This window comes from Xanthomonas sp. MUS 060 (genome assembly GCF_000963215.1).
GTDB lineage: Bacteria > Pseudomonadota > Gammaproteobacteria > Xanthomonadales > Xanthomonadaceae > Xanthomonas_A.
In genome coordinates, this window is sequence record NZ_JZIM01000001.1 from 521,882 (window position 1) to 536,829 (window position 14,948).

The window sequence follows — 14,948 nt, forward strand, 5'->3', positions numbered from 1 at the left end:
CGCCCCATCTTTCGTCTTTTTCCGGAGAACCCGCATGTTGGAAGCCTATCGCCACCACGTCGCAGAGCGCGCCGCGCTCGGTATCCCGCCGCTGCCGCTGAGCGCGACGCAGACCGCGCAGGTCATCGAATTGTTGAAGCATCCGCCTGCGGGCGAGGAGCAGTTCCTGGTCGAACTGTTGAGTCAGCGCGTACCCGCTGGCGTCGATGATGCCGCCAAGGTCAAGGCCTCGTATCTGGCTGCGGTCGCCTTCGGGACCGAGAAGACACCGCTGATCTCGCCGACCCGCGCGACCGAGCTGCTGGGCACCATGCTGGGCGGCTACAACGTCCATCCGTTGATCGAACTGCTGGACAACCCGGAACTGGGCGCGACGGCGGCTGAGGGTCTCAAGCACACCTTGCTGATCTTCGACGCCTTCCATGATGTGCAGGAAAAAGCCGAGGCCGGTAACCCCCACGCCAAGGCGGTGCTGCAGAGTTGGGCGCAGGGCGAGTGGTTCACCAGCAAGCCGGAAGTGCCGCATAGCCTCACCATCCATCACCGTGTTCAAGGTGCCCGGCGAGACCAATACCGATGACCTGTCGCCGGCGCCGGACGCCACCACGCGCCCGGACATCCCGCTGCACGCGCTGGCGATGCTGAAGAACAAGCGCGACGGCGCACCGTTCGAGCCGGAAGAAGACGGCAAGCGCGGCCCGATCCAGGCCATCGCCGATCTCAAGGCCAAGGGCCATCTGGTCGCCTATGTCGGCGACGTGGTCGGCACCGGTTCCTCGCGCAAGTCGGCGACCAACTCGGTGCTGTGGTGGACCGGCGAGGATATCCCGTACATCCCCAACAAGCGCTTCGGTGGCGTGTGCCTGGGTTCGAAGATCGCGCCGATCTTCTACAACACCATGGAAGACGCCGGCGCGCTGCCGATCGAACTGGACGTCTCGCAGATGGAGCACGGCGACGTGGTCGAACTGCGCCCCTACGATGGCAAAGCGCTGAAGAACGGGCAGGTGATCGCCGAGTTCGCGATGAAGTCGGATGTGCTGTTCGACGAAGTACGCGCCGGTGGCCGCATTCCGCTGATCGTCGGTCGCGGCCTGACCGCCAAGGCGCGCGAGTTCCTCGGCCTGCCGCCGTCGGAGCTGTTCCGCCTGCCGATGAACCCGCCGGATACCGGCAAGGGCTTCTCGCTGGCGCAGAAGATGGTTGGCCGCGCCTGCGGCCTGGCCGACGGGCAGGGCATGCGCCCGGGCACCTATTGCGAACCGAAGATGACCTCGGTGGGCTCGCAGGACACCACCGGCCCGATGACCCGCGACGAACTGAAGGACCTGGCCTGCCTGGGCTTTTCCGCCGACCTGGTGATGCAGTCGTTCTGCCACACCGCGGCGTATCCCAAGCCGGTGGATGTCAAAACCCACCACACCTTGCCGGAGTTCATCTCCACCCGTGGCGGCGTGTCGCTGCGTCCGGGCGACGGCGTGATCCATAGCTGGCTCAACCGCATGACCGTGTTCAAGGTGCCCGGCGAGACCAATACCGATGACCTGTCGCCGGCGCCGGACGCCACCACGCGCCCGGACATCCCGCTGCACGCGCTGGCGATGCTGAAGAACAAGCGCGACGGCGCACCGTTCGAGCCGGAAGAAGACGGCAAGCGCGGCCCGATCCAGGCCATCGCCGATCTCAAGGCCAAGGGCCATCTGGTCGCCTATGTCGGCGACGTGGTCGGCACCGGTTCCTCGCGCAAGTCGGCGACCAACTCGGTGCTGTGGTGGACCGGCGAGGATATCCCGTACATCCCCAACAAGCGCTTCGGTGGCGTGTGCCTGGGTTCGAAGATCGCGCCGATCTTCTACAACACCATGGAAGACGCCGGCGCGCTGCCGATCGAACTGGACGTCTCGCAGATGGAGCACGGCGACGTGGTCGAACTGCGCCCCTACGATGGCAAAGCGCTGAAGAACGGGCAGGTGATCGCCGAGTTCGCGATGAAGTCGGATGTGCTGTTCGACGAAGTACGCGCCGGTGGCCGCATTCCGCTGATCGTCGGTCGCGGCCTGACCGCCAAGGCGCGCGAGTTCCTCGGCCTGCCGCCGTCGGAGCTGTTCCGCCTGCCGATGAACCCGCCGGATACCGGCAAGGGCTTCTCGCTGGCGCAGAAGATGGTTGGCCGCGCCTGCGGCCTGGCCGACGGGCAGGGCATGCGCCCGGGCACCTATTGCGAACCGAAGATGACCTCGGTGGGCTCGCAGGACACCACCGGCCCGATGACCCGCGACGAACTGAAGGACCTGGCCTGCCTGGGCTTTTCCGCCGACCTGGTGATGCAGTCGTTCTGCCACACCGCGGCGTATCCCAAGCCGGTGGATGTCAAAACCCACCACACCTTGCCGGAGTTCATCTCCACCCGTGGCGGCGTGTCGCTGCGTCCGGGCGACGGCGTGATCCATAGCTGGCTCAACCGCATGCTGCTGCCCGATACGGTGGGCACCGGCGGCGATTCGCACACCCGCTTCCCGATCGGCATCTCGTTCCCGGCCGGCTCCGGTCTGGTGGCGTTCGCCGCCGCCACCGGGGTGATGCCGCTGGACATGCCCGAGAGCGTGCTGGTGCGCTTCAAGGGGCAGATGCAGCCGGGCGTGACCCTGCGCGATCTGGTCAACGCGATCCCGTTGTACGCGATCAAGCAGGGCCTGCTGACCGTGGCCAAGCAGGGCAAGAAGAACATTTTCTCCGGTCGCATTCTGGAGATCGAGGGCTTGCCCGACCTGAAAGTGGAGCAGGCGTTCGAGTTGTCCGACGCCTCCGCCGAGCGTTCGGCCGCCGGTTGCACGGTGCGCTTGAACAAGGCCCCGATCATCGAGTACCTGACCAGCAACATCACCCTGTTGAAGTGGATGATCGCCGAGGGCTACGCCGATGCGCGTTCGCTGGCGCGGCGGATCAAGAAGATGCAGGAATGGTTGGCCGATCCGCAGTTGCTCGAACCCGATGCCGATGCCGAGTACGCGGCGGTGATCGAGATCGACCTGGCCGACATCCACGAGCCGATCGTGGCCTGTCCGAACGATCCGGACGACGTCAAGACGCTTTCAGAGGTCGCTGGTGCGACCATCGACGAGGTGTTCATCGGCTCGTGCATGACCAACATCGGCCATTTCCGCGCGGCGGCCAAGTTGCTGGAAGGCAAGCGTGATATCCCGACCCGTCTGTGGGTTGCGCCGCCGACCAAGATGGATGCCTCCGAACTGACCAAGGAGGGCCACTACGGCACCTTCGGCGCAGCCGGTGCGCGCATGGAAATGCCGGGTTGCTCGTTGTGCATGGGCAACCAGGCGCAGGCACGCGAGGGCGCGACCGTGTTCTCCACCTCCACCCGCAATTTCCCCAACCGGCTTGGCCGCAATACCAACGTGTACCTGGGGTCGGCCGAACTGGCGGCGATCTGCTCGCGCTTGGGCCGTATCCCGACCAAGCAGGAGTACATGGCCGATGTCGGGGTGATCAAGACCAGTGGCGAGCAGATCTATCGCTACATGAACTTCGATCAGATCCAGGACTACCAGGAGGTGGCCGATACGGTCACCGCCTGAGATAAGGTGCTGTCATGCGGTCACGAAAAAGCCCGGCAATGCCGGGCTTTTTCTTAAGCCATCATCTGCATAAATGCGCCGCTTGCGCGTTCTGATCTCGATCGTGGCCCCATTCGTGCATCCCGCCATGCTCATGGCGAGGTTCGACGCTGCGTGCTTATTGCGTCGGTGTGCCAGCTTGCGCCTGCAGCCACTGTTCCAGCGCGCTTGCGGGCAGCGCACGCGAGAATAGAAAGCCTTGCAACACGCCACAGCCCAGTTCCGCTAGGAGGCTGCGCTGCGCGTCGGTCTCTACGCCCTCGGCCACGGTGTGCATGCCCAGGGTTTCGCCGATGCGCAATACCGAGGTGGTCAGGGCACGGGAGGTCGGGCTGTGCTCCAGGTCGCGCACGAAGCTCATGTCCAGCTTGAGTTCGTTAATCGGTAATTGGTGCAGATGGCTGAGGCTGGAATAACCCGTGCCGAAGTCGTCCAGCGACAGCAATACGCCGCTGCTCTGCAATTGCCGCAGATTGGCCAGGACCGCGGCGGTGTTGGACAGCATGACGCTTTCGGTCATTTCCAAGGCCAGGTCGTCGGCGACCAGGCCATAGGTGCTCAGCATTTGGTCTACTCGCGCAGGTAATTGCGGATCGGCGAAATTATTGGCGGACAGGTTCACCGCCACGCGCGGCACCGCAATCCCGCGCAAACGCCAGTCGGCCATCTGACGGCAGGCTTCGCGCAACGCCCATTGGCCGAGCTCCTCGATCAGGCCGCATTCCTCGGCCATTGGCACGAACCGTGCCGGCGAGATATTGCCGAGATTGGGATGTTCCCAGCGCAACAGCGCTTCCACCCCATACAGCGCGTGCGGTGCCTGGCTGAACACCTGCGGCTGATAATGCAGTTGCAGTTCGTTCCGCCATGCTCATGGCGAGGTTCGACGCTGCGTGCTTATTGCGTCGGTGTGCCAGCTTGCGCCTGCAGCCACTGTTCCAGCGCGCTTGCGGGCAGCGCACGCGAGAATAGAAAGCCTTGCAACACGCCACAGCCCAGTTCCGCTAGGAGGCTGCGCTGCGCGTCGGTCTCTACGCCCTCGGCCACGGTGTGCATGCCCAGGGTTTCGCCGATGCGCAATACCGAGGTGGTCAGGGCACGGGAGGTCGGGCTGTGCTCCAGGTCGCGCACGAAGCTCATGTCCAGCTTGAGTTCGTTAATCGGTAATTGGTGCAGATGGCTGAGGCTGGAATAACCCGTGCCGAAGTCGTCCAGCGACAGCAATACGCCGCTGCTCTGCAATTGCCGCAGATTGGCCAGGACCGCGGCGGTGTTGGACAGCATGACGCTTTCGGTCATTTCCAAGGCCAGGTCGTCGGCGACCAGGCCATAGGTGCTCAGCATTTGGTCTACTCGCGCAGGTAATTGCGGATCGGCGAAATTATTGGCGGACAGGTTCACCGCCACGCGCGGCACCGCAATCCCGCGCAAACGCCAGTCGGCCATCTGACGGCAGGCTTCGCGCAACGCCCATTGGCCGAGCTCCTCGATCAGGCCGCATTCCTCGGCCATTGGCACGAACCGTGCCGGCGAGATATTGCCGAGATTGGGATGTTCCCAGCGCAACAGCGCTTCCACCCCATACAGCGCGTGCGGTGCCTGGCTGAACACCTGCGGCTGATAATGCAGTTGCAGTTCGTTATGGCGTAAGGCATCGCGCAGCGCGGTCTCCAAGGCCACGCGTTCTTGCGCCATGCGGTTCATGTCGGAGCTGAAGTAGCGGAAACTGCCGCCGCCTTCGTCCTTGGCTTGGTACATGGCCAGATCGGCGTGGCGCAACAGTGTTTCGATGTCGTCGCCATCCTCGGGAAACATCGCCACGCCGATGCTTCAACAGTGTTTCGATGTCGTCGCCATCCTCGGGAAACATCGCCACGCCGATGCTTGCACTCGGATGCAGGGTGACATGACCGACCACCACCGGCTCGGCCAGTGCCAGCAATAGGCGTTCTGCGGTGCCAGCGGCCTGTTCGGCTCCGCATTGCGGCAACATCAGCACGAATTCGTCGCCGGACTGACGACTGAGCAGGTCGGTGACTCCCATTTCTTCGGTCAACCGTTGCGCGATATCGCGCAGCAGTCCGTCGCCAGCGTGATGCCCCTGGGTCTCGTTGACGCGTTTGAAGCGGTCGATATCCACGAACAGGATCGCGACCGGGGAGCCGTGGTATTCGGCATCGGCCAATGCTTGTTCGGCGCGTGCGCTGAACATTACTCGATTGGGCAGGTTGGTCAGCGCATCGTAGAAGGCCAACTGATGCACGCGTTCCTTAGTCTGTTCGCGTTCCATTGCCAGCGCGCATAAATGTACGCACAGTTCGATCAGACGCATGTGCCAGGGCAGTGGCTCGCAGACCTCGCGGTAGTACAGTGCAAAGCTACCCAGCACACGCCCGCCGCTGGATTTGATCGGGGTGGCGACGCAGGTGCCAAGATGCAATTCCTTCGTCAGCGAGCGGTAGTCGGCGAACAACTCATCGCGCTGTGCATCCTTCACAATGACTTGTTTGCCGCGCCACATCGCGGCGCCGGAAGCGCCGACATTAGGGCCGATGGGGACGTTTCCTACCTTTTTCTGCAATAGCTCTGGCATGCTCGGTGAGACCAGTAGATGCAGATTGCTGTTGCTGTCTACGCTGAAGATCGAGGTCAATAGCTGCGGAGCGATGCGCTCGAACTCTCTGCAGATCAGCGTTGCGACATCGGCCAGTGGCTGTTCGCGGACCATCGCATCGAGCACGTTTTTGTGCAGTACCTCGTGCATCTTGCTGTGCGTGATGTCGGTGAAGGACACCATATAGTGCTGGACAGTGCCGTTTTCCTCGGTGATCGGATTGGCCACCATCGTGGTCCACAACGGTGTGTTGTCCTTGCGATAGACCAACAAATCGACCTGGTGGCCGAATCCTGCGCGCATGCGTTCGCGGGTCTGCGACACCACCTGCATATCACTGCTAGGGCCAGGCAGTACTTCGCTGGGAAGTTTCCCCAGGATTTCTTTTGTGTCATAGCCAAATACGCGGCTGAAACCTGCATTCACATAAAGAATATGCAAGTCTTTGTCGCACAGGATAATGGCGCTGTCGCTACGTTCCAGTGCCAGCGAGAGCAAGCGCATCTTGGTGTTGCGCTCGTTTTCGGCGCTGATGTCGCGCACTTGCAGTACCTGCAGCGGTGCACCTTCCTGCGGCACAGGCGAGGCGCTGATCGATATCCAGTGCTGCACGCCCTTGTCGCTTTGCAGCGGCAGCCTGTAATCGTTGCCGCCACGCAGGCAGCTGGTAAGGAAATCGGTACGAATTTCCTCGTCGATCAGTTCGCCGAATTCGCGCCCCAGCGCCTGTGCCTGAGACAAATTCCACAGAGTTTCGGCAATGTGGTTGAAGGCGACAATGCGCGACTGCGCATCGACGACCACGATGCCATCGCCCGTGCGCTGCGTGGAATGCAACGGCGCCAGCTCGTGGCTGGACGCTACATGCGTCTGGATCGTCGCGTCCGCGCTGGTGTCGGACGCGATCGGTTTAGTGACGCGGCGGTGCGGCATGGTACTAGCGCGCCTGTACGGACAGCGCGATCAGTCGCTCTGCGATCTTGTGCAATGGCAGCACTTCCTGCGCAGCGCCAAGTCGGAAGGCGGCGCCGGGCATGCCCCAGACGACGCTGGTCGCCTCGTCTTGGACAAGGGTGCTGGCGCCTGCCTGTAGCATTTCGAGCAGTCCGCGTGCGCCATCGTCGCCCATGCCGGTGAGGATCGCGCCAATCGCATTGGCGCCGGCGTTGCGCGCCACCGACTGGAACAGCACGTCCACTGCAGGTTTATGCCGGTTGACTGGCGGGCCGTCGTCGATTTTGCAGCGCCAACGTGCACCATCGCGGATCACTTGCAGATGCTTGCCACCGGGGGGCAAATAGGCATGTCCGGGCAAAATCGCTTCGCCTTCGCTGGCTTCACGTACCGCCATGGCCGAATGACGGTTGAGGCGATCGGCGAAGGCGGTGCTGAAGCCGGCAGGCAAGTGTTGAGTCATCACCACGGCGGGTGCGTCGGCGGGCATGCCTTCCAGAACCACGCGTAGCGCTTCGGTGCCACCGGCGGACGCACCGATGGCGATCAATCGGTCGGTGGTACGGAACTTCAGTGACGACGGGGTGGTGGGCGTCACCGCCGCAGTACCGGCTGGTTTCGGTATGTTTGCGCGGTCCAGCGCACGCACCTTGGCCTTGGACGCGGCTTTGACTTTGCCGATGATCTCCTCGGCGTACTCTTCCAGGCCGCGTGCCACGTCGAGTTTTGGCTTGGAGACAAAGTCCACCGCACCCAGGGAGAGCGCCTGCAATGTGGTGTCGGCACCGTGCTCGGTGAGCGAGGAGATCATCACCACGGGTGTGGGCCGCAACCGCATCAGGTTTTCCAGGAACGCCAGCCCATCCATTCGTGGCATTTCCACGTCCAGCGTGATCACGTCCGGATTCAGGCGTTTGATTTTTTCGCGTGCCAGCAATGGGTCGGCAGCTGAACCGACCACTTCGATGCCAGGGGCGCGCGAGAGAATTTCCGTGAGGATTTGTCGCACGACGGCGGAGTCGTCGACGATCAGCACACGGCAAGGGGCTTCTAAATTCATTCGAACAACTCCACGGCTCCGGTGACAGGAGCTTTGGCGAGACGGGCGCGCACGGCCGATTCGGCGGCGGCGACTTCTGCTTCTTCGTGTGCGTGTGGCAGACGCTGTACGACAACGCGACCGGTGGCAGGAAAGAACCAGATTTTACGCGGATGGATGCCACGTAGATCCTCGGCGATCACCGGTATGTGTTCGGCTTTGAGGTAGTTCAGTACGAAATCCGAGTTACGGGTACCCACCGGATTATTGGTGAATCCCTTGAGCACATTGCCACCGCCGAACACCTTGGCTTCCAGCCGGCTGCGGGCGGCACCGCGCTTGAGCAGGTCGTTGATCAGCATTTCCATGGCGTAGCTGCCGTAACGTGCCGGAGCGCCATCGCCGCTCTGGCCGTCCGGCAACATGAAGTGGTTCATGCCGCCGATTTTGAGCACGGGATCACGGATGCACGCCGCAACGCAGGATCCCAGGATGGTTGTCAGCGCGGTGTCATCGTCCACGACGAGATATTGCGTCGGCAACAGTTTGGCTGCCGTCGTCTTGAAGCGGGTATCGTGATACCGCATCACCTGGTCCATAGACATGGTGGCGGTACTCATGTGTGAGCCTTATTGCCCGCGCGATACAGGGTGCGACCGCAGGGTTGGATCAGGTCTGCGGCGTGTAGATAATTCTCCGAATGGCCGGTGTAGAGCATGCCGGCGGCGTCCAGATGCGGTGTCAGTCGCGACAAGATGCCGCGCTGAGTCGGCTTGTCGAAGTAGATCATCACGTTGCGGCAAAACAGAGCAAGATACGGCCCTGCGACGTCGTAGCGCGGTTCCAGCAGATTCAATTGGCGGAATTCGAGCAGATCGCGCAGGGCAGGGATCACCCGGCATTGGCCTTCGTTGGCGCCGCTGCCACGCTGGAAATACTTGCGCTTGATCGCCGGGTCCAGGCTCGCGATACGCTCGAGCGCATAGACGCCGCGCGAGGCGGTCGCCAGCACCTGGGTGTCTACATCGGTGGCCAGGATCCGTACCGGAGGGGTCAGCGTTCCGAATGCCTCGCAAGCAGTGATCGCCAGCGAATAGGGTTCTTCGCCGGTGGATGCGGCGCAGGACCAAATCTTCAGCGGTGCCGAAGCGGCATGTTTTTTCAGTTCCTCGTTCAGCCGTTCGAAATGGTGTGGTTCGCGGAAGAACGAGGTCAGGTTGGTGGTCAGCGCATTGGTGAATGCCTCCCATTCATCGCCGCCTTCGCGTTCGAGCCAGTCCAGGTAGTCGCGGAACGAGCGCAGCCCCAGCGTGCGCAGGCGTCGCGAAAGCCGGCCATACACCATGTCGCGCTTGGCTGGAGCCAAGGCAATGCCTGCCTTCTGGTAGATCAGGTCGCAGACACGCTTGAAATCACGATCACTGAATTCGAAGTCGCGGTTATCGAAACCGGGGGGCGGCGGAGCAGAGATCGGAGTGGCCATAGGTCTCAGCGGTAGTCGGTCTACAGATATATCGGCGAGGACTCGAAAAAATTGACCCGTCTCCCAGGCAGTGTGTTGCCCATCACCTGGTACGTATCGATCCTAGCGCCTGCCATTGCTGCTCTTCCAGAGGCGATTGCAGTGTGGTGGGTGATATGAGGAACGCAGTGTCTCAGATGAGAAGATTTTGGGTGTGATCCTTCAGCCATCAGTGCTCGTCCACCTCGCGCGTGACATGCCGGTCGCGCTTGGCGAATGCGGTGAAGCCAAATGGCAAAGATCCCAGACGCTGGGGCCGGGGATCGGGATGACGGTGATGGGTGGAGCCGTGATTAACGTTTTTCCCAGTCTGAATTTTATGAATTATTCAGGCATCGAGGAGCGCGCGACCTTGGCTAGCTTGCTTGGTGCGGTTGCTCCAGGCTTCTTTTTGGACTGCATTTTTGTGTGTGTCCTTGCCACGTGTTGTGGTGAGGACGGGCGATGCATGTCTGGCGTCGATCGTGCCACTCGGAAAATCGAGACCGATTCGATCAGTTGGCCTGCCTGTTCTTCCATCGAGTGCGCGGCAGCCTTGGCTTCTTCCACCAGCGCCGCGTTCTGCTGGGTGGCTTCGTCCATCTGGCTGACAGTCTGGCTGACCTGATCGATCCCGGCAGACTGTTCCTGCGAGGCAGAGGCGATCTCGCTCATGATGTCGGTGACCCGCTGCACCGAGGCCACGATTTCGTTCATGGTCTGACCGGCTTGGCGCACCAGCGCCGAACCATTCGAGACTTGGCTCACCGAGGCATCGATCAAGCCTTTGATTTCCTTGGCGGCGCTGGCCGAGCGCTGCGCCAGGGTGCGCACTTCGCTAGCGACGACCGCGAAGCCGCGGCCCTGTTCGCCGGCCCGGGCCGCTTCCACTGCGGCGTTGAGCGCCAGGATATTGGTCTGGAAGGCGATGCTGTCGATGACGCCGATGATGTCGGCGATCTTCTTCGAGGACGTCTCGATGCCGCTCATCGTGCTCACGACCTGTCCGACCACCTCGCCGCCCTGCGACGCAACCGAGGCAGCGCCGACCGCCAATTGGTTGGCCTGGCGCGCATGCTCGGCATTCTGCTTGACGGTAGAGGTCAGCTCTTCCATGGAGGCGGCGGTTTCTTCCAGGTCCGACGCCTGTTGCTCGGTGCGGCGCGACAGGTCGTTGTTGCCAGTTGCGATTTCCCCGGCGGCGCCGTTGATCGCGTTCGCCACATGTTGGATGCCGCTGATGATGCTCGATAACTGTTCGGCGGTGGCGTTGGCGTCGTCGCGCATCGTGGCGAACACCCCGTGGAACTCGCCTTGCATGCGGATGGTCAGATCGCCCTGCGATAGTGCAGTCAGCAGCTTGGATACTTCGCCGATGCTATCGCCGTTGGCCTGCAGTAGACCGTTGAGTTGCTCGGCCAACATCAAGAAGAAGCCCTGCTTGCCGTCGATGGTGATACGCCCGGACAGGTCGCCGGCGCCTGCGGCCTGCACGATCGTCGCTACTTCCCGTTCGACTTGCGCCTCGAGCGTGCGATCACGCGATTCGCACACATAGCCGATATGGTTGCCGTGTCCATCGCGGATGGAGGTGATGATCTGGGCAATGCGTGCATCGCCATAGGCCATCTCGCGTTCGACCACGCCTTTGTGTTCGATCTCCGCCGCGGTTCTGGGATCGACCTGGTTGCCATACTCGATCACCGAGACCGAGGAGCCAACCAGTGGCAGTTTGGAGTCGAACGCCGGCGCGACCGAGCGGATCTCGTCAGCGTACTTGTCGGTGATGCTCTGCATCGACGGATTGGCGTAGACGATGCTGTAGTCCAGGTCGGCGATGAACACGCCAGTAGAGGAGTTGTCCAGAGCGGTGCGGATGCGCAGGTTCTCGGCGGATGCCGCGGCATCGTGTTCGATGCGCGCGCGCAGGTCATGCTGCATACGCTGGAGTGCTTGCATCAGTTCGCCGACTTCGTCCTGACTGCTGGCGTCGATATGTCCGTCGAGCTTGCCGCCAGCGACTTCGTTGGCCACCTTGACCGCACCACGCACGCTGTTGGCCAGTAGCTTTCCGAACAGGAACGCCAGGGAGACCGCACTGCCGATGCCAATCAGCAGGCACACCAGCAGCATTGCCGACGCCTTGCCATAGGTGCTGCCGGCATTGTCTGCCGCGACTTTGGACTGGCGGTCGTTCTCGGCGATCAACGCGATCAGGTCATCGGTCACCTTATTGTCCAGAAGGCTGGTTTCGCTGGTGAAGGTGTCGATTGCGTCATCGCGCAGGTCGAGCTGCAACATTTCGTCCACGGAACCATAGGACGCGATTGCCTTTTTCCAGTCCTTCACCAGGCGCTCGTAGGCTACTCTTTCCTGCGCTGTGCTGATTTTTTTCGGATACTGGGCGATGATCTCGTCCATCTGCTTTTTCAGAGCGATTTTACGCGTCTGGGATTCTTTCTTTACCGCGTCGCTGCTGCGGATCAGACTTTGATACGCAGCGCTACGGTAATCGCCGAGGATTGCGCGCATTTCGCCACCGATACGCACGCTGGGCACTACCGAACTGGAAAGGTTCTTGGTCTGATGATTGAGCGAGTTCAGTCCACTGTAGGCTGTCAGTCCCTGAATCAGCATCAGGGCCAGTACGATGCCGAATGCCAGCATCAATTTTGGCATCAGCTTGAGATTTTTTATCCACTGCATTAGCGCGTTTCCCTTGTGTTGACAGCCACTGCGAAGGTAAAGACAGCGATAGCACACCGTGCTGGATGGCCAAAGGCACCAGCACGGTGATGCGCAGTGGTTATTTGATGGTTGCCAACTTCAGGCTAGAGGGAGCGCTGACTTGGATTTCCGCGCGCGAGCTGTCGCGTTCGATCTTGCCGATCACGCACACATCCTTGCCTTCCAAGGCTTCCGGCGGAAAGCTGAACTTGCTGCGATCAGCGCCAGCGATCCGTGCGGAAAAGGTGTGACGTGGAAACATGCCGCCCATGTACAGAAAAGTGGGTTCGCCCTCGGAATTCTGCGCATATTTGGCCTTCTCGACCTTGCCGCAGACCATGCCGTCCTTGCCGACGAACTTGGTCGCCATTTCCGGCGGAATCATCTGCTGAGATTGGGCGAAGGCGCTGGGGCTGGCGGCGAGTAGAAGGACCAAAAGCAGCGGCAGGTTCGATTTCATAGAACGATTCCTTGAGGGCGATGGATGAAGTAATGGTGATATGAGTCAGCCACTCTTCAGCTATCGGCCACTTTTCTATGAACTTGATTCACTCAAATGATATGCAGTTCGCACTTCAAATGAAAACCCGCCATTGCGGCGGGTCGGAGTGGGGGAGGCTGGAACGGCTGCTTGATGGATCAGGCAGCTTCCTCGATATGCTGTATGTGCTGGCCGAATTCGGCGCTGTCCAGTAGGGTTTCGATGTCCAGCAGGATCAACATCCGGTCGTCTTGAGTGCCGATGCCGGAGATGAAGCGGGTGTCTACCGCTGCACCGAACTCTGGAGTCGGACGGATCTGTTCTTCGTTCAGTGGAATCACGTCCGAGACGCTATCCACGACGATACCGACCACACGGTCCACGACGTTGAGCACGATCATGACGGTGAAGGCATCGTAGCGCGCTTCCTTGAGTCGCAGCTTCAGCCGCAGGTCGATCACCGGGACGATGGTGCCGCGCAGGTTGATAACGCCCTTGATGTACTCCGGCGCATCGGGGACCCGGGTGACCGAATCGTAACCGCGGATTTCCTGTACTTTCAGAATATCAACGCCGTAGTGCTCTTCACCGAGCGTGAAGCTGAGAAATTCGCCGCCTGTGGCGCCGGAGTTGGAGGTATTTTTTTCGTTCATCGTGTGCTCCTGGTGCGCACGGGATTGCGGTGGGCGGGGAAATGGAATCGTGACTTATCCGTAGATCGGCGTGCTGCACCAGAACTTTAGCGATGCTGTGCCGCCCATTCAGGGCAGCGTGCCGCTCTTGCGGGCGTTGCGTTGGCGCTCGATGCGGAAAATGTACCGTTGGATCGCCGCATCCGCGCCGCGCGGCAGGTCGACAAAGCGCACCCCGAGCCTTAGCGTTTCCTGCCCGTTGGCCAGCTTGGAGGTGTACATATTGCAGACTTCCAGGGTCAGTCGGATCGCAGGGGTGTCGGGTAATTGCAACTCGCAGCCCTTGTAGCTCTGTTGCAACTCCGGTAGCGATTGATTCGGTGCAATGGTCATGGAGAGCGCGACCGCAAGACCGCCGTTGCTGATGTCCAGCACGCGCAGTAACAGTTCAGTTTCCGGGTTGGCTTCGTCCAGGCGCAGGATGCACATCGGTGATTCGGTCACCGGTGTTTCAAGGCGGAAATGCTCGCGGCGTTGCAGGTAATAGAGCGAGTCGGGCAGTGGGGCGCGGAATCCGCCGATGCCATCCACCTCGACCCGTTCCTGGTTCTGGACGCGAAAACGCACACGCACTTTGTCCAACTGAGCGAAGCACAACAGGTATTGCGCCTGTTCGGCTGCTTGGTTGCAGGCATCGTTGACGCTGAGATCCAGCAATAAGCTGTCCTCGTCCAGAGCCAGCAGTGCGGTCGAGAAAGACTGGTCGCGGCCGCTCAGGTGTGCGCTGACCTGTGATCGTTGGTTGATCAAGGAGTGCAGCAACTGGCGAATCTGTCGCTTGTTGGTGAGCATGAAGCGATCGTCCGTCTCCTCCTCTTCCGGCGAAGACGGGAGGGGGGCATCGCTGGAATTACCTTCGGCCATGGTGGGAAGTGCGTGCTCTAGTAGGGTGGGACGGCGCATTTTTTGGTGAGCATGAAGCGATCGTCCGTCTCCTCCTCTTCCGGCGAAGACGGGAGGGGGGCATCGCTGGAATTACCTTCGGCCATGGTGGGAAGTGCGTGCTCTAGTAGGGTGGGACGGCGCATTTTTGACTGCCATAGGGATGTTATCGGCTGAGTATGGCGTTTTTGTAGATCGAGCGCGTTATATGGGTAGTGCTGGCGGGGCGTGAGCATTTGGTAGGTTGCGGCCGATGCTGCGTTGGCTGCTTAGCTTTCCATCGCACCTAATGGCGCTGTCTGTCTCCACGAGCCGGGCATCCGATGGGATGGCCCGGTCTATGTAGTCGATCATCTGCGTGATTGGCGGTGCTAGCATGCACACGACACGGTGTAAGCAGGGTCGTGGTTGCGCTTGCCTTCAGCC

9 protein-coding genes and 2 pseudogenes are annotated in these 14,948 nt (G+C 61.2%); 2 read left to right on the forward strand and 9 right to left on the reverse strand.

What is annotated here, in order from left to right; translation table 11 throughout:
• The first annotated feature begins 34 nt into the window (after positions 1–34).
• Positions 35–580: a hypothetical protein gene (locus XANALMUS060_RS18155; protein ID WP_082064803.1), complete on the forward strand. Its 546-nt coding sequence runs from the start codon at positions 35–37 to the stop codon at positions 578–580.
• Positions 546–3,593 carry a bifunctional aconitate hydratase 2/2-methylisocitrate dehydratase gene (locus XANALMUS060_RS02400; RefSeq protein WP_235430304.1) on the forward strand — a complete coding sequence of 1,016 codons (3,048 nt, stop codon included), beginning with the start codon at positions 546–548 and terminating at the stop codon, positions 3,591–3,593. The genes XANALMUS060_RS18155 and XANALMUS060_RS02400 overlap by 35 nt, the downstream gene beginning before the upstream one ends.
• Positions 3,594–3,750: 157 nt before the next feature.
• Here the strand turns inward: XANALMUS060_RS02400 and XANALMUS060_RS02405 are convergent.
• The 9 genes and pseudogenes from XANALMUS060_RS02405 to XANALMUS060_RS02445 form a co-directional block, all read right to left on the reverse strand.
• Positions 3,751–4,497: pseudogene (locus XANALMUS060_RS02405) on the reverse strand (EAL domain-containing protein); the annotation flags it as partial.
• 32 nt (positions 4,498–4,529) lie between these two features.
• Positions 4,530–7,179 (reverse strand): annotated as a pseudogene (locus XANALMUS060_RS02410) (EAL domain-containing protein).
• 4 nt (positions 7,180–7,183) lie between these two features.
• Positions 7,184–8,260, reverse strand: a complete 1,077-nt coding sequence (locus XANALMUS060_RS02415; protein ID WP_045736959.1) for a chemotaxis response regulator protein-glutamate methylesterase — start codon at positions 8,258–8,260, stop codon at positions 7,184–7,186.
• Positions 8,257–8,859 (reverse strand): chemoreceptor glutamine deamidase CheD, encoded by a 603-nt coding sequence (gene cheD, locus XANALMUS060_RS02420; protein WP_045736960.1) that lies wholly within the window; start codon positions 8,857–8,859, stop codon positions 8,257–8,259. The genes XANALMUS060_RS02415 and cheD overlap by 4 nt, the downstream gene beginning before the upstream one ends.
• Positions 8,856–9,722, reverse strand: a complete 867-nt coding sequence (locus tag XANALMUS060_RS02425) for a CheR family methyltransferase (protein ID WP_045727400.1) — start codon at positions 9,720–9,722, stop codon at positions 8,856–8,858. The genes cheD and XANALMUS060_RS02425 overlap by 4 nt, the downstream gene beginning before the upstream one ends.
• Positions 9,723–10,085: 363 nt before the next feature.
• Complete coding sequence (locus XANALMUS060_RS02430) at positions 10,086–12,446, reverse strand: methyl-accepting chemotaxis protein (protein ID WP_045736961.1); 2,361 nt, start codon at positions 12,444–12,446, stop codon at positions 10,086–10,088.
• A gap of 100 nt (positions 12,447–12,546) precedes the next feature.
• Positions 12,547–12,927 (reverse strand): hypothetical protein, encoded by a 381-nt coding sequence (locus XANALMUS060_RS02435; RefSeq protein WP_045727402.1) that lies wholly within the window; start codon positions 12,925–12,927, stop codon positions 12,547–12,549.
• Between the two features lie 179 nt (positions 12,928–13,106).
• A complete protein-coding gene (locus tag XANALMUS060_RS02440) occupies positions 13,107–13,601 on the reverse strand; it encodes a chemotaxis protein CheW (protein WP_045727403.1) in 495 nt (164 codons plus the stop codon).
• Positions 13,602–13,709: 108 nt separating this feature from the next.
• Positions 13,710–14,504, reverse strand: a complete 795-nt coding sequence (locus tag XANALMUS060_RS02445; RefSeq protein WP_045736962.1) for a flagellar brake protein — start codon at positions 14,502–14,504, stop codon at positions 13,710–13,712.
• Between the last annotated feature and the right edge of the window lie 444 nt (positions 14,505–14,948).

Bases quoted from the DNA above. Each gene is read 5' to 3' on its own strand.
- XANALMUS060_RS02425 (WP_045727400.1), bottom strand. From the start codon at position 9,722: ATGGCCACTCCGATCTCTGCTCCGCCGCCCCCCGGTTTCGATAACCGC.
- cheD (WP_045736960.1), bottom strand. From the start codon at position 8,859: ATGAGTACCGCCACCATGTCTATGGACCAGGTGATGCGGTATCACGAT.
- XANALMUS060_RS02415 (WP_045736959.1), bottom strand. From the start codon at position 8,260: ATGAATTTAGAAGCCCCTTGCCGTGTGCTGATCGTCGACGACTCCGCC.
- XANALMUS060_RS02435 (WP_045727402.1), bottom strand. From the start codon at position 12,927: ATGAAATCGAACCTGCCGCTGCTTTTGGTCCTTCTACTCGCCGCCAGC.
- XANALMUS060_RS02430 (WP_045736961.1), bottom strand. From the start codon at position 12,446: ATGCAGTGGATAAAAAATCTCAAGCTGATGCCAAAATTGATGCTGGCA.
- XANALMUS060_RS18155 (WP_082064803.1), top strand. From the start codon at position 35: ATGTTGGAAGCCTATCGCCACCACGTCGCAGAGCGCGCCGCGCTCGGT.
- XANALMUS060_RS02445 (WP_045736962.1), bottom strand. From the start codon at position 14,504: ATGGCCGAAGGTAATTCCAGCGATGCCCCCCTCCCGTCTTCGCCGGAA.
- XANALMUS060_RS02440 (WP_045727403.1), bottom strand. From the start codon at position 13,601: ATGAACGAAAAAAATACCTCCAACTCCGGCGCCACAGGCGGCGAATTT.